The following is a 23,214-nucleotide window of genomic DNA, read 5'->3' as shown; positions in this document are numbered from 1 at the left end:
GAATGGCCGGGGCGTCCTGCTGTCGGCCGACCAGGGGTCTGACCACGCACCCCACCGAATCTGGACACCGTGCACATGCCCACACTGCTGCGTCGGGGGTGCCGACTACACTGGGTCCCGTGATTGACACTCTTCCCGGGACGTGGGGCATGGTTCAGCTGGGCATCCAGGGCGCGCTCGTCGTGTGGGCGCTGGCCGGTCTCCTCCTGGCCGTTCTCCCGCCCGCGTCGGCGTACTCGATCGAGGGCAAATGGCCCAAGCCCGCCTGGATCGGGATCTGCGCGGTGGCCGCCCTCATGTTCGCGATCCGCCCGTTCAGCTTCCTCGGCATCATCGCCATGGTGGCGGTGGGTGTCTTCTTCGCCGACGTCCGGCCCGCAGTCGGCGGACGGCGCAGGTGAAGACGCCGGAGGCCGGGGAGCTCCAGCGGATCGAGGAGCTGGCCGAGGACTCCGGCACCACGGTGCGCAACATCCGCGTCTACCAGGAGCGGGGACTGTTGCCGGCCCCCATCCGCCGCGGCCGCACCGCGTTCTACGGGCCCGCGCACAAGCATCGGCTGACCCAGATCCTGCGGCTGCTCGACCGTGGGTACACCTTCGCCACCATCGAGGAGCTGTTCATCGCGGAGCGCCACGGTTTCACGCTCACCGAGCTGCTGAACGTGGAGACCGTCCTGCCGGAGCGGCGATCCGCCACCCGCCGCAGACTCCCCCGGGGCGGAGTGGAAGCCGTCGCGGGCTTCGAGTTCGCCGAGGACCTCCTCGACCAGGGTTCGGCGATCGGCCTGGTCAGCGAGCCGAGCGCCGCCGACCACTTCTTCGCGGATCGGTACATGTACGAGCTCTTCCGCGAGCTCATCGTCCTCGGCGTCGGAGAAGAGGCGGTCGACAGGATCGGCCGACTGTTCCTCGAGGGGCAGAGCACGGCTGCCGAAGCGCTCGACGTGCTGGTGCAGAGCCTGCGCGACTCCGGGAAGGACCAGTCCGTCATCGTCAAGCGGGTCACCGGCATCATGCCCCGGGCTGGCGCGGCCGCACGTCTGATCTTCCTCTCGGCGGCCGAGACCCTGCTCACCGAGCGGCACGGCTTCCCCAAGAACTGACCTAGGTGAACACGACGGTTCGTCCGCCGTGGACCAACACCCGGTCCTCGAGGTGCCAGCGCAGCCCCCGCGCCAGCACGAGCTTCTCCGCATCGCGCCCCTGCCGGACCATGTCCCGCACCGTCGCGGTGTGATCCACCCGGATGACGTCCTGCTCGATGATCGGTCCCTCGTCGAGGTCGGCCGTCACGTAGTGGCAGGTCGCCCCGATCAGCTTCACCCCGCGGATGTGCGCCTGGTGGTAGGGGCGGGCACCCACGAAGCTGGGCAGGAAGCTGTGGTGGATGTTGAGGGCGCGCCCGGCCCACTGCGTACACAACTCGTCCGGAAGGACCTGCATGAAGCGGGCCAGCACGATCGCGTGCGGGTCGATGTCGTCGACGAGGGAGGCCACCTCCGCGAACGCCGGGCCCCGCTCGGCGGGGTCGGCGGGGAACGGCACGTGATGGAACGGCGCACCGTGCGACTCGGCCATCCCCCGCAGGTTCTCGTGGTTGCCGATGACCGCGCGGACCCGCGCCGGGTAGTCGCCGCTCTCCACCCGACCCAGCAGGTCATGGAGGCAGTGACCCTCCTTGGAGACCAGGATGACCACGTCCTTGGGCTCCGAGGAGTCCGAGATGTGCCAATCGGTCTCGGGGCCGAGCTCGGCCGCCACCCGCTCGAAACGCCGCCGCAGCTCCTCGATCTCCATGCCGATCGATCCGGCGTCGACGGACTGGCGGGTGAAGAACCAGTTCGAGTCCTCGTCCGCGTGGTAGGCCGCTTCCACGATCGTCCCGCCCAGCTCGGCGAGGAAGGTGGCGATCCGGGCGACGATACCGATGCGGTCCGGGCAACCCAGGGTGAGGACGAAGCGTCGTGACATGAGTGCCCATTGTGCCAGCAGGGCGGGCGGGCGGCCCGGCTAGGCTGGCCCGCATGGACGCAGCCCCGACCAACCAGCTGACCCGCGCCCGGGTCGCCGCCATGATCGACCACACCCTGCTCTCGCCGGACGCGTCCCGGGAGGACGTCCGGGCCTGTGTAGAGGAGGCCGCCGAGCTGGGCGTCAAGGCCGTCTGCGTGAGCCCCGCCATGCTCCCGGTGCGGACCGGAGAGCAGATCGTGGCCACGGTCGCGGGCTTCCCGTCCGGCAAGCACCACTCGCTGGTCAAGGCCATGGAGGGCCGGCTCGCCGTGGACCAGGGGGCCCGCGAGGTGGACATGGTGATCGACGTGGGCGCCGCCATCGCCGGGCTCGTCGACGAGGTGATGGCCGACGTGTTGGCCATGCGGGATGCCGTCCCGCCGCCGGTGGTCATCAAGGTCATCCTCGAGACCGCGGCCATCCACAAGGCACTGGGCGAAGAGGCGGGCGACGAGCGGATCGAGGCGCTGTGCCACGCCGTCGCCCGGGCCGGGGTCGACTTCGTCAAGACCTCCACGGGCTTCCACCCCGCCGGGGGCGCCAGCGTGCGCGCGGTCGAGGCCATGCACCGGGCGGTCGGCGGCCAGCTGGGCATCAAGGCGTCCGGCGGCATCCGCGACGCCGACACGGCCCGCGCGATGATCGCCGCCGGCGCGACCCGCCTGGGTCTGAGCGGCAGCCGGGCGGTGCTGGAGGGTTTCCCGGAGTAGCTGCGCCGCCTGGTCTGCCCACGCCGGCCGCACCGAGCACTTTGCCAGCGCATCCGTCGGCGGATGCGCTGGCGCTCTGGCTTGCGATGGCGGAATGTACGCCTTCGACGGTGTTGCGCTGCGGGTACGGACCATTCAGGGCTCGCAAGCCACCGACGCAGCGCATCCGGGGCCGGCTGTGCTGGCTGAGCGCCCGCCGACCGCCGACCGCACCCGCGACCGCGCCCGCGACCGCGCCCGCCGACCGCGCCCGCCGACCGCACCCGCGCCCGCCGACCGCACCCGCGATCGCACCTGCCGCCCGCACCCGCACCCGCCGCCGGGGCGTCAGCTCGTGGTGAGCACCATCTTGCCGGTGGTCCGGCCGGTCTCCCCGCGGCGGTGCGCCTCCGCGGCCTGCTCCAGCGGATAGACATCGGCGATCGTCGCCCGCAGCGAACCCTGCTCGACCAGCTCGGTGATCGAGACCAGGTCGTGGCGGGAGGCGTCGACGAGCATCCGGACCGCGCGTACGCCGAGCTCTTCGGCCTCGCGGTAGAAGTCGTCCGAGCCCACGGGCAGGATCGACACGACGATCCCGCCGGGGCGCAACGTCCGCAGCGACTCCAGGGAGGTTTTGCCGCCGATCGTGTCGAGCACGGCGTCGACGTCCGACACGGCCTCCGCGATGTCGACGTCGTGGTAGTCGATCGCCTCGTCGACCCCGAGCCCGCGCAGGAAGTCGTGCTTGCCGGCGCTGGCGGTGCCGATCACGTACGCGCCGCGCGCCTTCGCGATCTGCACGGCCACGTGTCCGACCCCACCGGCGGCGGCGTGGATGAGCACCCGCTGGCCCGGCTGGATCCGTGAGTTCTCGACGAGCGCCTGCCACGCGGTGAGCGACACCAGTGGAAGTGCGGCGGCCTGTACGTGGTCGAGTGAGGCGGGCTTGGGGGCGAACCAGGCCGCGGGGGCGGTGACGTACTCGGCGTGGGCACCGTGGCCGAACGGGTACGAGAGCATGCCGAACACCTCGTCGCCGGGGGCGAACCGCGCGACGCCGATGCCCACCTCCTCCACCACGCCGGACAGGTCCCACCCGAGCACGAACGGGGGCGTGCCGAGGAAGCCGCCGGTTGCTCGGTGCTTCCAGTCGGTGGGGTTGACGCTGGCGGCCTCGACGCGCACGAGGACCTCGTTGGTGCGTGGCGTGGGGCGGGGGAGGTCGACGACGGCGAGGACGTCCGGCTCCCCGAGGGTGTCCTGTCGCACGGCGCGCATGGTGGTGTCGTTGCTCATGGGCCCAGGGTAGGCGGATCCCGGTGACGCCCGTCGGGCCCGGACCGGCGGGGCGAGCTCAGAGCCGGTGCAGTTCGACGTCGCGAAGGAGGCCGCCGTCGACGGTCGCGGTCATGTACGTGCAGTGCGGTTGGCGTCGTCGGTCGGTGGGGGAGCCCGGGTTGAGCAGCCGCAACTCGCCCCGGCCGGATGCGCTCGGTGTGGTGGTGTCCCACGGGATGTGCGAGTGGCCGAACACCAGGACGTCGGTGTCCGGGTGGGCCTTGGCCATGCGTGTGTCCCGGCCCGCGGACGCGCCGGCCTCGTGGGTGACCGCCAGCCGGACGCCCTCGATCGTCACGCGGGCCACCTCGGGCAGCCGCTCGCGGAGTTCGGGGCCGTCGTTGTTGCCCCAGCAGGCGATGAGCCGGTCCGAGCGTGCCTCCAGCGTGTCGAGCAGCCCGGGGTCCATCCAGTCGCCCGCGTGGATCACCACGTCGGCGGCGGCGACCTCGTCCCACACCCGGGCGGGCAGGTCGCGGGCCCGCGTCGGGACGTGGGTGTCGGCGATGATGAGCAGGCGGGTGCCGCCCGCGGTCACCGGGTCGCCTCGAGCAGGACGTCCTCCCCGGCGATGTCGACGGTCATGCCGCCCGGCACCACCCGGACGCCGGTCAGCCGCACTCCCTCGGGCAGTTCGGCCAGCGCGGAGTCCATCATCGAGATGGTCCCGCCGAGCAGTTCGGCGGGCAGTTGGAACCCGAAGATCGAGGCCTGCTCGGGCTGCATCTGGAGGTCGCCGTCGATGAGCCGCGGGGTCACGACCGCCTCGGCCAGTCCACTGATCGAGACGCGGAGCGTGCCGGCGCCGGGGTCGGCGACGATGTCCTGGACCTGGATCAGCCCGCCGAGCATGCCGCCGCCGGCGGGGTTCTCCTGCTGCGCGGCGGTGGACATGGCCTGCTCGGAGACGAACGCGGACCCGGTGAGCGAGTCCACGCGGGTGAGGTCGCCCTCGGATCGCACGCCGTCGGCCCGGATGTCGATCTGCGGGGCCGGTCCGGTGGCCCCCTCGGCCGCGGAGCCGTCGGTGGTGATGCGGACGGAGCCGAGATTGCCGTCGAGGTAGGACAGGAGCACCGGGCGCGCGCCGAGTTCGACCTGCGCGGGGGAGCCGAGGCTGGCGGTGACCTCCTCGGCCATGCGGTTCTTGATGGCGCCCCGCATCCCGAACTCGAGGCCGACCAGCCCGGCGATGAGTCCCACCACGGCGAGCACCGCGACGAGCGCGATCATGGGCCCGCGTCGGCGCCGGGCGGCGCCGTCGGCGGCGGGCGCCGGGTCCGGGGTCCACGCGTCGCCGCGCGCGGTGGGGAACTGCTGGGTCTCGGCGTGCTGGACGCCGGGTCGGTCGTAGGCGGGGAGTCGCTGCGTGTCGTGCGGCTGCTGCATTCGTCCGATTGTCACCGATCCGGGCCGGGCGTGCAGTGCCCACGTCCCCGCCGCAGGTCAGCGAGCGGCGGTCCAGCGGCGCAGATGCTGGTACTCGGCCTCGAACAGTCGGTCCAGGTGCCCCACGACGAGCTTCTCGAGCTTGCCGCCGAGCAGCGGCACCGACACCTTGACCTGACCGGAGACGGATTCGTGGGCCGCCCCGTCCCGGTGGACGGCCTCGGCGCCGCCGCTGATCATCCCGAGCCCGCCGGCGGCCTCGGCGCGGGCGGTTCCGGTGAACCGCTCGCCGTCGAAGTCGCCGAAGGTGCTGGTCCGGACGATCACCAGCTGCCCGGGCAGGACCTTGCGGGCCAGGTCGGGGATGTCGGAGTCGGGGATGTGCTGGGTGACGGTGACGGTGACCGTGTCGCCGGTGGCGGAGAAGTCGTCGAGGGTGTCCTCGGGACTGCCGACGGCGGCGATGCGGTCGCGCCAGAAGGCCTCGTCGCCGTAGGAGGTGAACACGTTCTCGACGTGCGTGTCGATACGTGCGGTGTGGGAGAAGCGGGTCGCCATGGGGTCAGACCCTACAAGCCGCCGGTTACCCTCGGTCGTGTGAACCCGTCGCCGCCCGACCCCGCCGCGCAGCCCGACCCCGCCGGCGCCGCGCCGCACCCCGCCGACCCGGTCGTCGCCGAGCTGTCGGACATCCACGGGATCGACCCGGTGCCCGGTGCCCGCCTCGCGGACCTGACCACCCTGCGCATCGGCGGCCGCCCCCGCGCGCTGCTGGAGTGCGCGACCGCGGACGCGGTCGTCTCGGCGGTGCGGGCCCTGGACGCCGCGGACGTGCCGGTGCTGGTGCTGGGCGGCGGTTCGAACCTCGTGGTGGCGGGAGACGACCTGGACCTCGTGGTGGTGGCCCTGCGCAACCGGGAGATCGACTACCTCACCGGCAGCGGTGACGACCAGCTCGTCGTCCGCGCGGGCGCGGGCCTGACGTGGGACGATCTGGTCGCCGACACGGTCGGGCGCGGGTACGGCGGCCTCGAGTGCCTGTCCGGCATCCCCGGATCCGTGGGCGCGACGCCCGTGCAGAACGTCGGCGCCTACGGGGTGGAGGTCGCCCAGATCCTGCACCGCGTGCGCTGGTTCGACCGCGCCACCGGCGTCGACGAATGGGTCACCCCCGACGCCCTCGGCCTCGAATACCGGACGTCGGTGCTCAAGAACACCGACCGCGCCGTGGTCCTCGAGGTGGAGTTCCGCCTCGACCCCGACGGTCGCAGTGAACCGATCCGCTACGCCGAACTCGCCGGCCGCCTCGGCGTCGCCCCGGGTGACCGGACCGACCCTGCCGTGGTGCGGCGCACGGTGCTGGACCTGCGCCGCGGCAAGGGGATGGTGCTCGACGACGACGACTCCGACACCTGGTCCGCGGGATCGTTCTTCACCAACCCGGTGGTGCCCGAGGACGAACTCCCCACGGTGCGCTCCCGGGTGGCCGACCGGCTCGGCTCCGCGCAGGCCGAGCAGATGCCCGCCTTCTCCGCGCCCGGGGGCGTCAAACTCTCGGCGGGATGGCTCATCGAGCGGGCCGGTTTCTCGAAGGGGCATCCCTCGTCGTCGTCACCCGCTCGTCTTTCCACCAAACACACGCTGGCGCTGACCAACAGGGGGCCGGCCACGTCGGATGACGTGATCGCGCTGGCGCGTGAGGTCCGCGACGGCGTGCGGGAGGCGTTCGGCGTGGAACTGCACCCCGAGCCGGTGTGGGTGGGCTGCCACATCTGACCCGGGCCGCCCGGCGCCCGTTTCATTGCCACGATCCGCCCCTCGGAATACGACTCGCGCTGCGGGCCCCGGGGGTGCATCGACATCGCGGGCGCGGATCGTAGGGCGTCGGGCCCCGGAACCCACCTCCGGCGGCTGACCCTGATTCCCCGTTGCGGCGCCCACCCTGGCACGCTGGAGCCCGACCTTTGTGGTCTGTCCCGCCCCGTGCGCCCTCCCCGGCGCCGCTCGTCGTTGGAGAAGCCCGTGGACCTGTTCGCGTATCCGGTGTCACTCGTCATGAAGTTCTGGCACTGGGCGTTGAGCTTCGTCGTGGACCCGGACTCCGGCATCGCGTGGGTCGGCTCAGTGTTACTGCTGGTGGTGACCGTGCGGCTGCTGCTCATGCGGTCGATGTGGCGGCAGCAGTACTCGATGCGCAAGATGGCGCAGCTCGCTCCCAAGATGAAGGAGCTCCAGCTCAAGTACAAGGACCGCAAGTCCCCGGAGGACCGCCAGGCGCAGGCCAAGGAGATGCAGGAGCTGTACTCCGGGGCCGGGGTGAACCCCGCGGCCGGGTGTCTGCCGCTGTTCGTGCAGATCCCCGTGTTCCTCGGCCTGTACTACGTGCTGCTCAACTTCTCGCCCCGTGGCGTGTCCATCGAAGAGGCCTCGACCATGACCAACGGGGCGTTCCAGCCCGAGCAGGTCGCCTCGTTCCTCAACGCCGAGATCTTCGGGGTGCCGCTGGCGTCCTACATCCGGATGCCGCAGGAGGTCATGGACTCGCTGCACCCGGGGCTCGTCCGCGAGGACATCCTCATGCTGGCCGTGCCGCTGTTCGTGCTGGCCGGCATCGCCACGTTCATCAACATGTGGAACTCCTTCCGCCGGCAGAAGGCGGCCAAGGCGGCCGAGCAGGCGGCGGTCGCGCAGGTCGAGGCCGAGGATCGGGCCGGTGGGCCGTTCGTCGACGGCGAGGTGCTCGAGATCGACGGCGAGAAGCCCGTCACCGCCGCCGACGCCGACGCCCGGTCCGGGGACGAGGCCGAGCGTCGCGACGGCGCGGCGGGCACCCCGGGCGCTCCGGCCACCGCGGGTGCTGCCGGCGCGGCCGGTCCGGGCACTGGTGCGGCAGCCAAGCCGCAGGACTTCCAGTCGATGGCCGAATCCATGACCGAGTCGATGAACCAGTCGATGAAGATCATGATGTACCTGTTCCCGGTCTTCCCGATCGTGGGCGCGTACTTCTTCAACTTCCCCATCGCGATCGGCCTGTACTGGCTGACCAACAACGTCTGGACCGCGGTGCAGTCGCACTTCTTCATGGAGCGGCTGGAGAAGGAGCTGCCCATGACGAGCCGCGAGGGCCTGCCACCCAGCGCGTTCATGTAGGCCCCGCCGGGAACGGTCGCGGGAAGGGTCGGCCGCCGAGCGGGCGGCAGGGGCCCCATCCGGGTCTACGCTGGAGCCGTGGAGACCGCCGCTCCCGAGGTGACGTTTCGTCCCCTCACCCGCGACGACCTGCCGACGCTCGCGCGCTGGCTGGCCGAGCCGCTCGTCGCGCGGTGGTGGTCCGAGAACTCGCCGGACCGGGTCGAGCAGGACTTCGGCCCGTTCCTCGACGACGGGCAGACGGAGTGCCTGGTCGTCATCGTCGACGGCGAGGACGCCGGGATGCTCATGAGATACCCGATCGCGGCAGAACCCTCGGGCGTGGACGAGCTCACCGGGGCCGGGATCGAGGTGCCCACCGACGCGTGGAGCATGGACTACCTGATCGCCGACCCCGCGGCGCGCGGCAGGGGAGCGGGCGCGGCCATGGTGGCGCGGGCGGTGGCCGGGATCTGGGACGGCCACCCCGAGGCGACCTGCGTGATCGTGCCCGTGAACATCGAGAACCCCCGATCCTGGGGCGCGCTGGTCCGGGCGGGGTTCCGGCGGCTGCCGGACGCGGAGCTGACCCCCGACGTCCCCGGCGACACACCCCTCCACGCGATCTGCCGGATCGACCGACCCTTGCCGCCAGCGGGTCCACCGCGTAGCGTCACCGGATGAGTCGGCAGGCGCACGGCGCGACCGCGGGGAGACCCGGGGCCGCGAGGGGCGCGGAGCCGAGAAGAACCAGACGAGGAGATCGAAGGACAGTGCTGAACCTCAGGTGAGTCCCGGCCCCACGCCACCTCTCCTGGAGCACGCATGTCTTCCCTCGTCCTGTCGGATGTCGCGTTCGCGTTTCCCGACGACACCCCACTCTTCGACGGGCTCGACCTCGCCGTCGGCCCGGGTCTGACCTCACTCGTCGGCCGCAACGGCGCCGGCAAGAGCACCCTGCTGCGCCTCGTCGCGGGCGAGCTCCGGTCGGCGCGCGGTTCGATCAGCGTCGACGGCGAGCCCGCGGGTCCACCCACCGTCGCGTATCTTCCGCAGCTGCTCGCCGACGCCCCCGCCGAGCGGACTCTCGCCGATGAACTCGGCGTGGGTCGGCAGCTGGCGGCGCTGGCCCGGATCGAGGCGGGTGAGGGCGACGACGACGACTTCGCCCGCATCGGCGACGACTGGTCGGTGGAAGAGCGCACGATCGCGCTGCTCGACGACCTGGGCCTGCCGACCGAACCGGGCCGGCCCGTGGTCGCGCTGTCCGGCGGGGAACGCACCCTGGCGGCGGTGGCGGGTCGGCTTCTCCGGCGGCCGCGGGTCCTGCTGCTGGACGAGCCCACCAACAACCTCGACGCCCGGGCGCGGGAGCGACTGTTCGCGGCGGTCGGTGAGTTCGTTGCGGGCGGGGACCGCGTGGTGATGGTGGTGAGCCACGATCTGGACTTGCTGGACAGCGCCGAGACGACGGTCGAGCTGCGGGCCGGCGGGTGCCGGGTCTTCGGCGGGCCGTACCCGCACTATCGGGACGTGATCGAGGCAGAGCAGGCCGCCGCGCGGCAGTCGCTGACCGGCGCACGGAACGACCTTCGTGCCGAGAAGCGGGACAAGGTCGAGGCGCAGGTGGTGCTGGCGCGGCGCCAACGGTACGGCCGCAAGATGGAGGCGAACAGGCGCGAACCCAAGATCGTCATGGGGATGCGCAAGCGGCAGGCGCAGGAGTCGGCGGCGCGGTACCGGGCCACTCACGAGAGGGGCGTCGAGCAGGCGCGGGAGCGGATGCGCGCGGCGGACGCGGCCATCCGGCGCGAGGAGCTGCTGCGGGTCGAGCTCCCCGACCCGGGACTGCCCGCCGGCCGCGTCGTCCTGGATGTCGCCGACCCCGTCGCCGGGCGGGTGCACCTCGCCGGACCCGCGCGCGTGCGGGTGGCCGGGCCCAACGGCAGCGGCAAGACGACGCTCCTGCGACGCCTCGTGGGCATCGGGAGCGGCAGCGGCAGTGGCGGCGTTAGTGGCGGCGACGGTAGCGGCGACGGGGTCGACGACGAGGGAGTCCATGTCCCGTTTGCCCTGCTGCCGCAGGATCTTCGTGTCGAGCATCCGGGGTGGTCTGTCATCGACGCGATCCGGGCGGTCCGCCCCGACGCACCGGCGGAGGAGGCCCACGCCCACGCGGCGCGGCTGCTGTTCACCGGTGACGCCGGGTTCCGCCGACTCGGCGATCTGTCCGGTGGCGAGCGACTCCGTGCGGCGCTGGCGGCGCGGCTGTTCGCCCGACCGATCCCGCAGTTGCTGATCCTGGACGAGCCGACCAACAACCTCGACCTCGACGGCGTCCGGGTGCTCGCCGACGCACTCGCGCAGTGGCGGGGGGCGCTACTGCTCGTCACCCACGACGACGGCTTCTGCGACCGGGTGGGGGTGGACGACGTGATCACCTTCGGCTGACCCCGCTCCGGCGGGGTGGACGCAGACGCTCACCACCATTCCCAGAGAGGACCCACCATGCGCAAGCTCATCTACTACGTGGCCGTCAGTATCGACGGCTTCATCGCCGACCCGGACGGAGGGTTCGACGTCTTCCCCGTCGAAGCCGCGAACATGCCCTGGCTCATCGAGCACTACCCCGAGACGATACCCGGGCACTTCCGCGGCTCCCTCGGCGTGACGACGACGCCACACCGGGCATTCGACACCGTGATCATGGGCCGCACCACCCATCAGGTGGCCGTGGACGAGGGACTGGCCAGCGGTTACCCGCACCTGCGCCAGTACGTGGTGACCCACCGGCCGGACGAGCTGCCCGCCGAGGAGGGGCTGACCGCGTCCGACGAGGACCCCGTGACCCTGGTCCGCAGGCTCAAGTCGGAGGACTCGGCGCTCGACGTCTGGCTGTGTGGCGGCGGCTCGCTGGCCGGTCAACTGGTCGACGAGATCGACGAGTTCCGGCTCAAGGTCAACCCGGTTGTCCTGGGCGCGGGCATCCCGCTGGTGGCGCGGGCGACGGGCGGGCCGGGCGCGGCGGGCGGGGCGCTCCCGCTGGCGCTGACCCGGGGCCGGCGTCATGACTTCGACAGCGGGGTGAGCTACGTGGAGTACGCCCGCGCCTGACCGCCATCGCGAGTCCCCGGACTGTCATCGAAAAGAGCGTTTCGCGCGCCGTCGCTCGGCGGATGTGAGCGGAACGCTCTTTTCGATGGCGCTACGGCGCTACGGCGCTACGGCGCTCGGGGGGCGTAGATCAGACCGCGCCGCCGGCGACCGAGGGCGGGGTTCCGGTGTTGGTGGAGGAGTCGGTCTCGCGGGCCAGGTACTCCTCGATGCGGAACCAGTCGTCGGCGGCGCGCTCGGCGATGGTCACCAGCGTGTTCATGTTGGCGACCTCCTCGACCTGCTCGCGGAGGAACCACAGCATGAACTGCTCGCCCAGCGGGTCGGACTCGGCGCGGGCGGCCTGGAACATCGCCTCGATCTGCCGGGTCACCTGCTTCTCCTGCTCCAGCGCCGAACGCAGGGCGTCGGCGGGCCCGCTGAAGTCGGGCTGCGGCGCGGGGACGGCCGGGATGGTCACGGGGATGTCGCGGTCGAGCATGTACTGGACCATCATCATCGCGTGGTTCCGCTCACCCAGGCTGTGCGAGTAGAAGCGCGACGCGAGCTGCGGCAGGTCCTGCGCGTCCGCCCACACGGCGATCGCGATGTACTGCTGACTGGCGGCGAACTCGTGACCGACCTGAGCCGAGAGGAGTTCGACGAATGAGTTCTTGTTCCTGGCCATGGGGGCCCCTTTCAGTAGGGGGCCAGCCTATGGCCGCCGGCGGCGTTCTGCCAGGTCAGTAAGCCTAACCTGGGTCCTCGTTGGGCAGCCTCACCTGTGCGCCCGTCAGTTCCGGTGGGCGCGCGTCGCGGAGTGCTGGTCCCGCGGCTTCACCACGATCTGGTCCAGGTTGACGTGCGAGGGCCTGCTCGCCACGAACCCGACGATCTCCGCCACGTCCTCGGCCACCATCGGGGTCAGCCCACGGTAGACGGCGGCCGCCTTGTCGTCGTCGCCGTCGAACCTCACGCGGGAGAACTCGGTCTCGACCATGCCGGGCGCGATCTCGGTGAACCGCACCGGCTGGCCCAGGTGCTCCCCGCGCAGCGTGCGGTGCAGGACCGCCTGCGCGTGCTTGGCCGAGGTGTAGCCGGAGCCGTTGTCGTACGACTCGAGGGCGGCGATCGAGGTGATGGTGATGACCAGTCCGTCGCCCGTGTCGACCAACACCGGCATGAGGCCGCGGACCATGCGCAGCGTGCCGAGGACGTTGGTCTCCCACATCCAGCGCCACTGGTCCTCGTCGGCATCCATCACGCTGGTCGTGCCCTTGGCGCCGCCGGCGTTGTTGACCAGCACGTTCAGCCGGGGGATGGCCGCGCAGAACGCCGCGCACGAGTCGGCGTCCGTCACGTCCAACGGGAGGGCGGTGCCACCGATCTCCGCCGCGAGCGACTCCAGACGGTCGACCCGACGCGCCCCGACGATCACGTGGAACCCGAGTCCGGCCAGCTCGCGCGCGGACGCCTCACCGATTCCCGACGACGCCCCCGTCACCACCGCGACGCGGGTCTCGGCGGGCAGGGCGGCGAGCCGCTCACGGGCGGCGGAGTGATCGGTGCTCATGTCCTAGAGGGTAGGCGGCGGGTCCGACGGGGTCGACGAGATGTGCGCGCCGCGCGCGAAAAGGTTGCGGCGGGTCGGCGACCTCGGGGGCGACGGGGTGGCGACGACGACGAGGTCAGCGACCCCGGCCGGTGACCATCTCGACGAGTCCGCGCACCGCGCCCCTGGCCATGTCGGCCTTGGAGAAGTAGTCCTGCCAGCCGCAGATCCGGCCATCGCGGACCTCGAGGCGGCCGCACACCCAGAAGCCGACGCGGAACCGCCCGACCCCGAGGTAGTCGGTGCGTTCGGTGAGCACCACGACGGGGGCCGCCGGGTCGGTCGGGTCCGCGGGCGCCGACACCGCGAGGTGGTGGATCTCCACTCCGAAGCGGATGCTGCGGTTCATCGAGGAGATCGCGCCGACGACCGCGCGCTTGCCCCGGATGGTCGGCAGGCCGATGTTGGCCCACCAGACGTCCTCGGCGAGCAGGTCGCCGGCGGCGGTGGTGGACCCGGTCATCAGGGCGTCGAAGAACGTGCGGACCACGACATCGGGGTCGGTCCGGGTGGTGGTGGCTGCCATTGCGCAACGGTAACCGGCGCGGGCGCGGTGTGGGGGTCGGATCGTGACGATCGGCGTCACTGCGGGTGCGCGCTCTCTATGGACCATTCCGCACGCGTACGCGGGTGGATTCCGTGCAGACAGGCCGCATAACCCGGAGCGTGGCTGGCACCATGAGGCGCATGACCTCCGCGCCCACCTCTGAGTCCTCAGCCCACGAGCCCGCAGCCTCGACGCCCGCGCCCACCCTCGCCTCGGCCGTCTCGTCGGACGGCACCGCGATCGCCTACCGCGTGCTCGGTGACCCCGCAGCCCGGCCGCTCGTGCTCATCCACGGTTGGGCGCAGTCGAGCGCGAGCTGGGGGCAGGACGTGCTGAACGGCCTGGCCCGGCGTTTCCGCGTGGTGGCGATCGACCTGCGCGGCCACGGGCACTCCGACGTCCCGGCCGGCGGCTACGACTCGGCACCGCAGTGGGCCGACGACGTCGAGGCCGTCCTCGACTCCGCCGGGATCACCGACGGCTCGGACGCGATCCTGCTGGGGTGGTCGTACGGCGGCGTGGTGGTCTCGGACTACCTGGCCGCCCGCGGCGAGGGCCGGGTCGGCGGGATCGTGCTGTGCGGCACGGTCACCTCGCTCTCCCGCTCGGCGGGCGGCGCGATCGGCCCGGCCATGAAGGAGGTCACCTCGGGCGGGGCGTTCGACGAGAAGCCCTCCGTCGCGCTGGCGGCGTTCACCAGCTTCGGCAACGCCATGATGCGCTCGGGATCGGGCCCGGACGGGCAGCGGATCCTGGGACTGTCGCTGTCCACGCCCCCGGCGGTCCGGCAGGCGCTGCTCACCCGCAAGGTGGACAACGACGACACCCTGCGCGGCCTGTCGATCCCCGCCCTGGTCATCCACGGCGCCCACGACGGCGTGGTGCTGCCGTCGGCCGGGCAGGCGAACGCCGAGATGATCCCCGGCGGCCGCTACGTCGAGTTCGCCGAGTCCGCACACGCGCCGTTCCTCGAGGAGACGCCGCGCTTCCTCGCCGAGCTCGACGAGTTCGCCGCCTCCCTGTAGCCATTCGCGACGGGCGGGCCCGGCGCGCTGGAGCCCACCTCGTCGTCGTCACATCAGGGCGGCGGGGCACGGCCGACGTGCACCCCGGCGCGGGCAGGGGCACAATCGGACGGGTGACCGTAACCGACCTCGACCCCGGCGCCGCGCATCCCCTGCCCCGGCGCGTCGCGGTCCTGTCCTTCCACACCTCGCCGCTGGCCCAGCCGGGCACGGGCGACGCGGGCGGACTCAACGTGTACGTCCTGCAGACAGCGCGCCGGTTGGCCCGCCTCGGCGTGGAGGTCGAGATCTTCACCCGCGCCACCCACTCGTCGCAGCCGCCGGTCGAGCAGGCCGGCGACGGCGTCCTGGTCCGCAACATCGTGGCCGGTCCGTTCGAGGGACTGCGCAAGGAGGACCTGCCCACGCAGCTGTGCCCGTTCGTCGCCGGCGTGATGCGCGCGGAGGCCGGGCACGCGCCGGGGTACTACGACCTCATCCACTCCCACTACTGGCTCTCCGGCCAGGCCGGGCTGGTCGCGTCCGAGCACTGGGGCGTGCCGCTGGTCCACACCGCGCACACGCTGGCGGCGGTGAAGAACGCGGTCCTCGCCGAGGGGGACACCCCCGAGCCCGAGTCCCGGCGTATCGGTGAACAGCAGATCGTGGACGCCGCGGACCGGCTCGTCGTCAACACCACCGGCGAGCTGCGCGAACTCGTCGAGTACTACGACGCCGACCCCGCCGACGTCGACGTCGTCTCGCCCGGCGCCGACCTGGAGCAGTACACCCCCGGCACCCGGCGCGGCACCGAGCAGGCCCGCCGCGCGCTGGGGCTGGGGCAGCACTCCGAGGTGATCGCCTTCGTCGGCCGGATCCAGCCGCTCAAGGCCCCCGACGTGATCGTGCGGGCGCTCGCCGAGATGGTGCGCGCCCAGCCCCGCCGTGACGTGCGTCTGATGGTCGTCGGCGGACCCAGCGGGTCGGGGCTCTCCAGGCCGCGCTCGTTGATGGACCTGGCCGAGGAGCTGGGAGTGGCCGATCGCGTGTGTTTCCTGGCTCCCCGGCCGCCGTCGGAGCTGGTGGACGTCTACCGGGCCGCGGACATCGTGGCGGTGCCGTCGTACTCGGAGTCGTTCGGGCTCGTGGCCCTCGAGGCGCAGGCGTGTGGGACCCCCGTCGTCGCGGCCGCGGTGGGCGGGCTCCCCACGGCCGTCGCCGACGGCCGGACCGGGATCACCGTGGACGGGCACGATCCGAGTGTCTGGGCGCGCGTGTTGTCCGGATTGTTGGACGACGACGAGCTGCGCCTGTCGATGTCGCGGGCCGCCCCGGTGCACGCCTCCGGGTTCTCCTGGGACGCCACGGCCGAGGGGCTCGTGTCCTCGTACGCGGGCACGATGGCCGCGTACCGGGCCCGGCGTGCCGACGCCACCGCGTCCTGATCTCCCGTCCGCCCGAGTCCCAGCCGACCACCCCGAAGGAGTCACGATGATCGACCCCACCGAGAGCAAGCGCATGGACGACGACGGGCCGGCCGCGAGCCGGGAGGACGTCGACGCCCCGACCGTCGAACGGATCCGGAACTTCCTGGTGGAGCGGGAGATCGAGTCGACGCTGGCCGACGGCCGCACGTTCGTCGTGATCCTGCCGGGGGAGAAGCGCCTCAAGACCGCCTGCCACCTGACGGTGAACCGGGAGAGCGTGCGCATCGAGGCGTTCGTGTGCCGCCAGCCCGACGAGGACTTCGAGAAGGTCTACAAGTACATGCTGCGGCGCAACCGTCGGCTGTACCAGGTGGCGTACACGCTGGACAACAACGGCGACATCTACCTCGTCGGCCGGATGCCGCTGGTCGCGGTGACGGAAGAGGAACTCGACCGCGTGCTGGGCCAGGTGCTCGAGGCCGCGGACCACGACTTCAACATCCTCATCGAGCTGGGCTTCCACACCTCGATCCGCCGCGAGTGGGAGTGGCGCGTGTCCCGGGGCGAGCCGCTGCGCAACCTCGACGCGTTCCGCCACCTCACCCAGGACCTGCCCCAGCCGGAGTAGCCCCGGACTCCCGGATAGCGTGCCGGTCAGGCGTTGATCTGCTGGGCGACCTTCTTGCGCAGGACCTTGCCCATGGGGTTGGTGGGCAGTTCGTCCAGTTCGACGAAATCGCGCGGGACCTTGTACCCGGCCAGCGAGCCCTTGCAGTGCGCGCGCAGGGCGTCGGGGTCGAGTGAGGCGCCGGGCTCCAGCACGATCGCGGCGATGACCTTCTCGCCGCCGTCGGAACTCGGGCGGCCCACCACGGCACAGTCCGCGACGCCCGGGGCCGTGCGCAGCACCGCCTCGACCTCGGACGGGTAGACGTTGAACCCGCCGGTGACGATCATCTCCTTGATCCGGTCCACCACGTGCAGGAAGCCGTCGTCGTCCTGGACCACGACGTCACCGGTGCGGATCCAGCCGTCGTGGAAGGTCTCGGCGGTCGCCTTCTCGTTGCGCCAGTAGCCCGGGAACACCTGCGGCCCCTTGACCAACAGTTCACCGGGCTCGCCGGCCGGTGCGTCGACCGATGGGTCGTCCTTGTCCGCGACACGGATGTCGGTGTCCGGGAACGGGACGCCGATGGAGCCGGCCCGCCTCGCCGTCGACATCGGGTTGCCGACGGTGATGGGGGAGGTCTCGGTCATCCCGTAGCCCTCGACCAGGAGGCCACCGGTGGCGGCCTCCCACCGCTCGATGAGCTCGGCGGGCAGGCTCATGGCGCCGGACAGTGAGTGCTTGATGCCGTGCAGGGGGATCTTCCGCTTCTCCGCCTCCTCGAGGATCTTGGTGTAGATCGGCGGGACGGCCGGGATGAAGGTGGGCAGGTCCTTCTTCATGATCGGCATGATGAGGTCCATGTCCGGGGTCGGCACCAGCTGCAGCCGCGCGCCGACGGCGATCCCGATCACCACGCACAGCGTCACCCCGTAGGCGTGGAACATCGGCAGCGAGGCCAGGAACCGCTCGCGGCCGAACTCGAGCCCGGGCACCCACGCCTGGCCCATCTTGGCGTTGGCCACGAGATTGGCGTGGGACAGGACGGCCCCCTTGGGGGTTCCGGTGGTGCCGGAGGTGTAGAGGATCAGGGCGGGATCCTCGGCGGCCGGCCGCGGATACGAGAAGTCCAGCTCGGCGCCGGTCTCGAAGTCGGCCCAGTCCAGGGTGCCGGGCGCGGGCCGGGAGAGCTTGTTCCGGGAGGCCCGCAGAGACGGGAGGGGAAGTCGCCTGAGCGCCAGGCGCTTGACGGCGGGGAGCTCGTCGAGCAGGTCGACGGCGATGACGTGCTCGATCGCGGTACCGGGCCGTTCGGCGAGATCCCGCACCACCGGCGCGACGACGTTCCAGGTCACGACCACCTTGGCGCCGTGATCGGCGAAGGGGGCCTCGAGCTCGTCGGCGGTGTAGAGCGGGTTGTGCTCCACGACCACCGCGCCGATCCGCAGCGCCGCGTAGAACACCGTGATGCCCTGGGGGCAGTTGGGCAGCAGCACGGCGACACGGTCACCGCGCGCGACCCCCAGGCGGCGCAGACCCTCCGCCGCGCGGCGCACGCGACTGCCTAGCTCCGAATAGGTCGTCAGGCGGCCGAAGAACTCGGTGGCGGGACGGGACGAGTACGTGCTGACGGCGTCGTCGAACTGGTCGATCAGCGTGGTGCTGCCGTAGTCGAGGTCATGCGTGGTTCCCGGCGTGTAGTGGACGGTCCACGGCCGGTCGCTCGATTCGGGGGTGTCTCCGGCGTGTGTGGTCATGTCTGCACCGTAGTCCTCCGAGCGCGGGTCATAATGGCCGTATGGCTTACGGAACACTCGTCCTCCTGCGTCACGGGCAGTCCACGTGGAACGCATCCAACCAGTTCACGGGCTGGGTCGACGTCGACCTGACCGATCTCGGACGGGAGGAGGCGGTCCGCGGCGGCAAGCTCCTCGCCGAGGCGGGGATCCTGCCGGACATCCTGTACACCTCGCTGCTGCGGCGCGCGATCACCACTGCGAACATCGCGCTGGACGCGTGTGACCGCCACTGGGTCCCGGTGATCCGGCACTGGAAGCTCAACGAGCGTCACTACGGCAAGCTGCAGGGTCTGAACAAGGCGGAGATCAAGGACCAGTACGGCGACGAGCAGTTCATGCTGTGGCGCCGCAGCTACGACACCCCGCCGCCGGCGATCGACCCGGCGGGCGAGTACTCGCAGACCTCCGACATCCGGTACTCCGACCTGCCCGAGGTGCCGCTGACCGAGTGCCTCAAGGACGTCGTGGACCGGTTCATCCCGTACTACGCCGCCGAGATCGCCCCGAAGCTGGCGGAGGGCAAGACCGTGATGGTGGCCGCCCACGGCAACTCGCTGCGTGCGCTCGTCAAGCATCTCGACGGGATCTCGGACTCCGACATCGCGGGCCTGAACATCCCCACCGGGATCCCGCTGGTCTACCACTTCGACGAGACCGGACTGGTCGCCAACCCGGGCGGTACCTACCTCGACCCGGAGGCCGCCGCCGCCGGCGCCGCGGCCGTGGCCAACCAGGGCGGCAAGTAGTAGGTGAAGGCCCGGTGAACGGGTCGCGAACCCCCGGCATCCCGCGAACTTCTCGCAGGTGGCCGGGGGTTTGTCGATTCGGGCGACGGAACGTCACACCGTAGGATCGGGGTCGTGCAGGTCAGTCTGGGGATCTTCCTCGCGATCGTCGCCGGGATCATCGGCTTCATCGTGGGAGGCTTCGTCGTCCCACTGATCCACCGGCGCGGCGAGCGACGCCGTGCCGAGCAGGCCGGGCCCAGTAGGCTGGACGTGCTGCGGGGCGTCTATCAGCAGGCGCCGTACGCACTCGCGGTCGTGGACCGCCACCAGGATGTGGTCCTCTACAACCGTCGCGCCGCCGAGCTGGGGATCGTGGACGACCGCCTGCTGGTGGATCCGGTTTGGCGCGCCGCCGAGTCGACGTTCACGGACGGGCACCCCACCCGATTCGACCTGCCGGCCAAGATGGCCCCCGGTCGCCGCCGCATCCCGTCGGTGAGTGGACGCGGGGAGATCCTCGAGGGCAACGGCGAGCAGTTCGTCGTGGTGTTCGCCGACGACGACTCCGAACACCGTCGCATGGAAGCCGCCCGCCGCGACTTCGTCGCCAACGTCTCCCACGAGCTCAAGACCCCGGTCGGGGCGATGGCTGTGCTCGCCGAGGCGCTGCTGGAGTCCAAGGATGACCCGGACTCTGTCGAGTACTTCGGCGGCCGCGTGGTGAGCGAGGCCCAGCGGCTCGGCAAGATGGTCTCCGAGCTCATCGAGCTCTCGCGACTGCAGGGCGCCGAGCGGATCCGCGACCCGGAGCCGGTGGACGTGGACGACGTGGTGGCCGAGGCGCTGCGCCGGTCCGCCTCGGCGGCCGAGGCGGCGGGGATCGAGCTCATCACCGATGCGCCGTCCGGGCTCGAGGTCAGGGGCGACTGGACCCTGCTGGTCACGGCGGTGTCCAACCTCATCTCCAACGCCATCAACTACTCGCCCGAGCACACCCCGGTGTCGATCACCCGGGGCATCAACGGCGACACCGTGACGCTGCGTGTCACCGACCGCGGCATCGGCATCGCCCCGGAGCACCAGGCCCGGGTCTTCGAGCGGTTCTTCCGCGTCGACAAGGCCCGCTCCCGCGCGACCGGCGGGACCGGACTGGGCCTGGCGATCGTCAAGCACGTCGCGCAGAACCACAACGGCGCGGTCAGTCTGTGGAGCCGGCCCGGTACCGGGTCGACCTTCACACTCGAACTTCCGGCTCATGTGGAGCCGGGCGGCGACGGGGGACCACCCGACGCCAAGCAGGCCACACAAGGAGAGGACCAGGTGCCGTGACCAGGGTGCTGATCGTGGAGGACGAGGACTCGTTGGCGGATCCGCTGGCGTTCCTCCTCCGCAAGGAAGGCTTCGAGGTCACCGTCGCGGGGGACGGCCCGACCGCGTTGCAGAACTTCGAGTCCGACGGCGCGGACATCGTGCTGCTCGACCTCATGCTCCCCGGGATGTCCGGCACGGATGTGTGCAAGCGACTGCGGATGACCTCGACCGTCCCGGTGATCATGGTGACCGCCCGGGACAGTGAGATCGACAAAGTCGTCGGCCTGGAACTGGGGGCCGATGACTACGTCACCAAGCCGTACTCGGCCCGCGAGCTCATCGCCCGCATCCGTGCCGTGCTGCGGCGCGGCGCCGAGGCCGAGTCCGAACCGGTCGACGAGATCGGCGTCCTGGAGTCCGGGCCCGTGCGGATGGACATCGAGCGCCACACGGTGCTCGTCCGGGGGTCGGCGGTCACGCTGCCGCTCAAGGAGTTCGACCTACTGGAGTACCTGCTGCGCAACTCCGGCCGGGTCCTCACCCGCGGGCAACTCATCGACCGCGTGTGGGGGTCGGACTACGTCGGCGACACCAAGACCCTCGACGTGCACGTCAAGCGCCTGCGCTCGAAGATCGAGTCCGATCCCGGCAAGCCGGTGCACCTGGTGACCGTCCGCGGGCTGGGCTACAAGTTCGAGGGCTGACCGGCCCGCTCTGTCGCCGGGTGCACGGCCACGATCCCGAGCTGCCGCCGGCGCCGGCACGCCGCGGCGAGCACCTCGTAGCACTGGGCGCCCAGGAGTTCGACCAACTCGTCACGCAGGGAGATATAGACGGGGTCCACGCCGACGTGCGCTTCGGGGGACCCGGTGCAGTACCAGTCCAGGTCCAGCCCGCCCGGGCCCCAGCCGCGACGGTCGTACTCCCCGACGCGGGTGTGGAGGATCTCCACCTCGTCGGGGCGGGTCTCCCATTCGCGGGTCACGTGGATCGGCAGCTGCCAACAGACGTCCGGCTTGGACTCGGGCAGGCTCCGCCCCGTCCGCCCGGCGAGGTGGTGCAGGGCGCAGCCCGACCCGGTCGGCCACCCGACGTCGTTGAAGAACACGCACCGTCCGCCGAGGCGGCGCGTCCTGAGGGCGGGCTCCATCTCGCCGTCGTCGCCGGTCAGTTCGTCTTCCTCGAGCCACGCTTCCAGCGCGCTCCCGTCGGCCGACGCGGCGGCCCGGGCGGCGTCCCGGTGCTGCCATTCCTCCGGCCGCAGCAGCGCGACGTTGGCCTCGAGCCGCTGTCGGTCGGCGTCGTCGGAGAGGAACGCGCCGTGGGTGCAGCAACCGGAGTCGGGCTGGTCGCGCTCGATGCCGTGGCAGGCCGGCGTACCGAAGACACACGTCCACGACGACAGCAGCCACGTCATGTCGGCGGAGATCAGATGTTCGTCATTCGCGGGGTCGGGGAACGTGTACCACTCGCGCGGGAAGTCGAGGGGGACCTCGGGCAGCGGGGCGCCCGGGGTCGAGGGGCGTTCGGTGGCGGTCACAACCAGCGACCGTAGACCGTTTAGGGTGGGCGTGTGAGATTAGGTGTCCTGGACGTGGGAAGTAACACGGTCCATTTCGTGGTGGTCGATGCCCACCGTGGTGGCCATCCCACGCCCATGAACGATTCCAAGACCCGGTTGCGCCTGATCGAGTACCTGGACGAGGACAACAACATCTCCAAGACCGGCATCGCCCGGCTCGTCGACGCCGTCAACGAGGCCGCCGAGCTGGCCGAGGCCACCAAGTGCCGCGAGGTCATGGCGTTGGCCACCTCCGCCGTGCGGGACGCCGCCAACTCGGACGACGTGTTGGCCAAGGTGGAGAAAGAGACCGGGATCGAGTTGCGGGTCCTCTCCGGCGAGGACGAGGCGCGTATGACGTTCCTCGCCACGCGCCGCTGGTACGGCTGGAGCGCGGGGCGGATCGTCAACCTCGACATCGGTGGTGGGTCGCTCGAGATGACCTCCGGGGAGGACGAGCTGCCCGAGCAGGCACACAGCCTGCAGCTGGGCGCCGGCCGCCTCACCCACGACTGGTTCAAGACCGACCCGCCGGAACGCAAGCGGATCAACCAGCTGCGCGACTACATCGACGCCGAGCTCGACGGGCCCGCCAGGGAACTGCGCGCGGCCGGCGAACCCGACCTGGCGTGCGCCACCTCCAAGACGTTCCGCATGCTGGCGCGGCTCACGGGTGCGGCGCCGTCGTCGGAGGGCCCGCGCGCCGAGCGGGTCCTCACGGCTGCCGGTCTGCGGCAGGTGATCGCGTTTATCTCCCGCATGACGGCCGCGGACAGGGCAGAGTTGGAGGGCATCAGCTCCGACCGCTCGCATCAGGTGGTGGCGGGGGCGCTGGTGGCGGAGGCGTCCATGCGTGCGTTGGGTCTGGAAAGTGTGAAAATCTGTCCGTGGGCTCTGCGAGAGGGGCTCATCCTGCAGCGTCTCGACCGGGACGTGGGCGGCGACGGGAAGGGGAGCTGACG

General features: G+C 71.3%; 25 protein-coding genes. 15 read left to right on the top strand and 10 right to left on the bottom strand.

Going from position 1 to position 23,214, the window contains the following annotated elements; genetic code table 11:
* The first annotated feature begins 119 nt into the window (after positions 1-119).
* Together L8M95_RS07300 and L8M95_RS07295 are read left to right on the top strand one after the other, a co-directional pair.
* Positions 120-401 (top strand): DUF2516 family protein, encoded by a 282-nt coding sequence (locus L8M95_RS07300; RefSeq protein WP_260488817.1) that lies wholly within the window; start codon positions 120-122, stop codon positions 399-401.
* Positions 398-1,105, top strand: coding sequence for a MerR family transcriptional regulator (locus L8M95_RS07295; RefSeq protein ID WP_260488816.1), 708 nt, complete (start codon positions 398-400; stop codon positions 1,103-1,105). The genes L8M95_RS07300 and L8M95_RS07295 overlap by 4 nt, the downstream gene beginning before the upstream one ends.
* A gap of 1 nt (position 1,106) precedes the next feature.
* Here L8M95_RS07295 and purU read toward each other — a convergent pair whose 3' ends face one another.
* Entirely contained in the window at positions 1,107-1,973 is an 867-nt protein-coding gene (gene purU / locus L8M95_RS07290; protein ID WP_260488815.1) for a formyltetrahydrofolate deformylase, read from the bottom strand.
* Between the two features lie 53 nt (positions 1,974-2,026).
* On the opposite strand from purU, the gene deoC reads away from it, so the two are divergent.
* On the top strand, positions 2,027-2,725 hold the full coding sequence (gene deoC / locus L8M95_RS07285; RefSeq protein ID WP_260488814.1) for a deoxyribose-phosphate aldolase: 699 nt from the start codon (positions 2,027-2,029) through the stop codon (positions 2,723-2,725).
* Between the two features lie 327 nt (positions 2,726-3,052).
* Here the strand turns inward: deoC and L8M95_RS07280 are convergent, their stop codons facing one another.
* From L8M95_RS07280 to L8M95_RS07265, 4 genes are read right to left on the bottom strand one after another with little or no spacing between them, the layout of a single operon-like run.
* Positions 3,053-4,003, bottom strand: a complete 951-nt coding sequence (locus L8M95_RS07280; protein WP_260488813.1) for an NADP-dependent oxidoreductase — start codon at positions 4,001-4,003, stop codon at positions 3,053-3,055.
* A gap of 58 nt (positions 4,004-4,061) precedes the next feature.
* Complete coding sequence (locus L8M95_RS07275; RefSeq protein WP_260488812.1) at positions 4,062-4,583, bottom strand: metallophosphoesterase; 522 nt, start codon at positions 4,581-4,583, stop codon at positions 4,062-4,064.
* The gene (locus L8M95_RS07270; RefSeq protein WP_260488811.1) at positions 4,580-5,434 is read right to left on the bottom strand and encodes a DUF2993 domain-containing protein; all 855 of its coding nucleotides are present in this window, start codon (positions 5,432-5,434) and stop codon (positions 4,580-4,582) included. The genes L8M95_RS07275 and L8M95_RS07270 overlap by 4 nt, the downstream gene beginning before the upstream one ends.
* 57 nt (positions 5,435-5,491) lie before the next feature.
* Positions 5,492-5,992, bottom strand: a complete 501-nt coding sequence (locus tag L8M95_RS07265; protein WP_260488810.1) for a DUF2505 domain-containing protein — start codon at positions 5,990-5,992, stop codon at positions 5,492-5,494.
* 123 nt (positions 5,993-6,115) lie between these two features.
* Between L8M95_RS07265 and L8M95_RS07260 the strand changes: the two genes are divergently transcribed.
* The 5 genes from L8M95_RS07260 to L8M95_RS07240 all read left to right on the top strand — a co-directional run bounded on the left by L8M95_RS07260 (position 6,116) and on the right by L8M95_RS07240 (position 11,677).
* Positions 6,116-7,210, top strand: a complete 1,095-nt coding sequence (locus tag L8M95_RS07260; protein ID WP_260489190.1) for a UDP-N-acetylmuramate dehydrogenase — start codon at positions 6,116-6,118, stop codon at positions 7,208-7,210.
* Between the two features lie 246 nt (positions 7,211-7,456).
* Positions 7,457-8,584 carry a membrane protein insertase YidC gene (yidC, locus tag L8M95_RS07255; protein WP_260488809.1) on the top strand — a complete coding sequence of 376 codons (1,128 nt, stop codon included), beginning with the start codon at positions 7,457-7,459 and terminating at the stop codon, positions 8,582-8,584.
* 78 nt (positions 8,585-8,662) lie between these two features.
* Positions 8,663-9,247: an acetyltransferase gene (locus L8M95_RS07250; protein ID WP_260488808.1), complete on the top strand. Its 585-nt coding sequence runs from the start codon at positions 8,663-8,665 to the stop codon at positions 9,245-9,247.
* 141 nt (positions 9,248-9,388) lie between these two features.
* Positions 9,389-11,014: an ATP-binding cassette domain-containing protein gene (locus tag L8M95_RS07245; RefSeq protein ID WP_260488807.1), complete on the top strand. Its 1,626-nt coding sequence runs from the start codon at positions 9,389-9,391 to the stop codon at positions 11,012-11,014.
* Between the two features lie 57 nt (positions 11,015-11,071).
* The gene (locus L8M95_RS07240) at positions 11,072-11,677 is read left to right on the top strand and encodes a dihydrofolate reductase family protein (protein ID WP_260488806.1); all 606 of its coding nucleotides are present in this window, start codon (positions 11,072-11,074) and stop codon (positions 11,675-11,677) included.
* Between the two features lie 130 nt (positions 11,678-11,807).
* Here L8M95_RS07240 and L8M95_RS07235 read toward each other — a convergent pair whose 3' ends face one another.
* The 3 genes from L8M95_RS07235 to L8M95_RS07225 all read right to left on the bottom strand — a co-directional run bounded on the left by L8M95_RS07235 (position 11,808) and on the right by L8M95_RS07225 (position 13,794).
* A complete protein-coding gene (locus L8M95_RS07235; RefSeq protein WP_260488805.1) occupies positions 11,808-12,344 on the bottom strand; it encodes a ferritin in 537 nt (178 codons plus the stop codon).
* Between the two features lie 105 nt (positions 12,345-12,449).
* Positions 12,450-13,229, bottom strand: coding sequence for an SDR family NAD(P)-dependent oxidoreductase (locus L8M95_RS07230; RefSeq protein WP_260488804.1), 780 nt, complete (start codon positions 13,227-13,229; stop codon positions 12,450-12,452).
* A gap of 115 nt (positions 13,230-13,344) precedes the next feature.
* A complete protein-coding gene (locus tag L8M95_RS07225; RefSeq protein WP_260488803.1) occupies positions 13,345-13,794 on the bottom strand; it encodes a limonene-1,2-epoxide hydrolase family protein in 450 nt (149 codons plus the stop codon).
* Positions 13,795-13,955: 161 nt separating this feature from the next.
* Here L8M95_RS07225 and L8M95_RS07220 point away from each other — a divergent pair, with 161 nt between their 5' ends.
* The 3 genes from L8M95_RS07220 (at position 13,956) to L8M95_RS07210 (ending at position 16,874) form a co-directional block, all read left to right on the top strand.
* Positions 13,956-14,840: an alpha/beta fold hydrolase gene (locus L8M95_RS07220; protein WP_260488802.1), complete on the top strand. Its 885-nt coding sequence runs from the start codon at positions 13,956-13,958 to the stop codon at positions 14,838-14,840.
* A 113-nt stretch (positions 14,841-14,953) separates the two neighbouring features.
* Positions 14,954-16,264 carry a D-inositol-3-phosphate glycosyltransferase gene (gene mshA, locus L8M95_RS07215; RefSeq protein WP_260488801.1) on the top strand — a complete coding sequence of 437 codons (1,311 nt, stop codon included), beginning with the start codon at positions 14,954-14,956 and terminating at the stop codon, positions 16,262-16,264.
* A gap of 73 nt (positions 16,265-16,337) precedes the next feature.
* Positions 16,338-16,874, top strand: a complete 537-nt coding sequence (locus L8M95_RS07210; RefSeq protein WP_260489189.1) for a YbjN domain-containing protein — start codon at positions 16,338-16,340, stop codon at positions 16,872-16,874.
* A gap of 26 nt (positions 16,875-16,900) precedes the next feature.
* On the opposite strand, the gene L8M95_RS07205 is transcribed toward L8M95_RS07210, so the two are convergent.
* Positions 16,901-18,610, bottom strand: a complete 1,710-nt coding sequence (locus L8M95_RS07205) for a long-chain-fatty-acid--CoA ligase (RefSeq protein WP_260488800.1) — start codon at positions 18,608-18,610, stop codon at positions 16,901-16,903.
* Positions 18,611-18,651: 41 nt separating this feature from the next.
* Between L8M95_RS07205 and L8M95_RS07200 the strand changes: the two genes are divergently transcribed.
* The 3 genes from L8M95_RS07200 (at position 18,652) to L8M95_RS07190 (ending at position 21,395) form a co-directional block, all read left to right on the top strand.
* A complete protein-coding gene (locus L8M95_RS07200) occupies positions 18,652-19,398 on the top strand; it encodes a phosphoglyceromutase (protein ID WP_260488799.1) in 747 nt (248 codons plus the stop codon).
* 114 nt (positions 19,399-19,512) lie between these two features.
* Positions 19,513-20,709 carry a cell wall metabolism sensor histidine kinase WalK gene (locus tag L8M95_RS07195; RefSeq protein WP_260488798.1) on the top strand — a complete coding sequence of 399 codons (1,197 nt, stop codon included), beginning with the start codon at positions 19,513-19,515 and terminating at the stop codon, positions 20,707-20,709.
* Positions 20,706-21,395 (top strand): response regulator transcription factor, encoded by a 690-nt coding sequence (locus tag L8M95_RS07190; protein ID WP_260488797.1) that lies wholly within the window; start codon positions 20,706-20,708, stop codon positions 21,393-21,395. The genes L8M95_RS07195 and L8M95_RS07190 overlap by 4 nt, the downstream gene beginning before the upstream one ends.
* Here the strand turns inward: L8M95_RS07190 and L8M95_RS07185 are convergent.
* Positions 21,377-22,231, bottom strand: coding sequence for a hypothetical protein (locus tag L8M95_RS07185; RefSeq protein WP_260488796.1), 855 nt, complete (start codon positions 22,229-22,231; stop codon positions 21,377-21,379). The genes L8M95_RS07190 and L8M95_RS07185 overlap by 19 nt on opposite strands.
* A gap of 33 nt (positions 22,232-22,264) precedes the next feature.
* Here L8M95_RS07185 and L8M95_RS07180 point away from each other — a divergent pair, with 33 nt between their 5' ends.
* The gene (locus tag L8M95_RS07180; protein ID WP_260488795.1) at positions 22,265-23,212 is read left to right on the top strand and encodes a Ppx/GppA phosphatase family protein; all 948 of its coding nucleotides are present in this window, start codon (positions 22,265-22,267) and stop codon (positions 23,210-23,212) included.
* The last annotated feature ends 2 nt before the right edge of the window (positions 23,213-23,214 follow it).

This window comes from Dietzia sp. B32 (assembly GCF_024732245.1).
GTDB lineage: Bacteria > Actinomycetota > Actinomycetes > Mycobacteriales > Mycobacteriaceae > Dietzia.
This window is presented reverse-complemented; position numbering and strand designations above follow the sequence as displayed.

Excerpts from the sequence above, each read along its gene's own strand:
- purU (WP_260488815.1), bottom strand. The coding sequence starts at position 1,973 with ATGTCACGACGCTTCGTCCTCACCCTGGGTTGCCCGGACCGCATCGGT.
- deoC (WP_260488814.1), top strand. The coding sequence starts at position 2,027 with ATGGACGCAGCCCCGACCAACCAGCTGACCCGCGCCCGGGTCGCCGCC.
- L8M95_RS07280 (WP_260488813.1), bottom strand. The coding sequence starts at position 4,003 with ATGAGCAACGACACCACCATGCGCGCCGTGCGACAGGACACCCTCGGG.
- L8M95_RS07270 (WP_260488811.1), bottom strand. The coding sequence starts at position 5,434 with ATGCAGCAGCCGCACGACACGCAGCGACTCCCCGCCTACGACCGACCC.
- L8M95_RS07265 (WP_260488810.1), bottom strand. The coding sequence starts at position 5,992 with ATGGCGACCCGCTTCTCCCACACCGCACGTATCGACACGCACGTCGAG.
- L8M95_RS07245 (WP_260488807.1), top strand. The coding sequence starts at position 9,389 with ATGTCTTCCCTCGTCCTGTCGGATGTCGCGTTCGCGTTTCCCGACGAC.
- L8M95_RS07240 (WP_260488806.1), top strand. The coding sequence starts at position 11,072 with ATGCGCAAGCTCATCTACTACGTGGCCGTCAGTATCGACGGCTTCATC.
- L8M95_RS07235 (WP_260488805.1), bottom strand. The coding sequence starts at position 12,344 with ATGGCCAGGAACAAGAACTCATTCGTCGAACTCCTCTCGGCTCAGGTC.
- L8M95_RS07230 (WP_260488804.1), bottom strand. The coding sequence starts at position 13,229 with ATGAGCACCGATCACTCCGCCGCCCGTGAGCGGCTCGCCGCCCTGCCC.
- L8M95_RS07225 (WP_260488803.1), bottom strand. The coding sequence starts at position 13,794 with ATGGCAGCCACCACCACCCGGACCGACCCCGATGTCGTGGTCCGCACG.
- L8M95_RS07220 (WP_260488802.1), top strand. The coding sequence starts at position 13,956 with ATGACCTCCGCGCCCACCTCTGAGTCCTCAGCCCACGAGCCCGCAGCC.
- L8M95_RS07210 (WP_260489189.1), top strand. The coding sequence starts at position 16,338 with ATGGACGACGACGGGCCGGCCGCGAGCCGGGAGGACGTCGACGCCCCG.
- L8M95_RS07205 (WP_260488800.1), bottom strand. The coding sequence starts at position 18,610 with ATGACCACACACGCCGGAGACACCCCCGAATCGAGCGACCGGCCGTGG.
- L8M95_RS07200 (WP_260488799.1), top strand. The coding sequence starts at position 18,652 with ATGGCTTACGGAACACTCGTCCTCCTGCGTCACGGGCAGTCCACGTGG.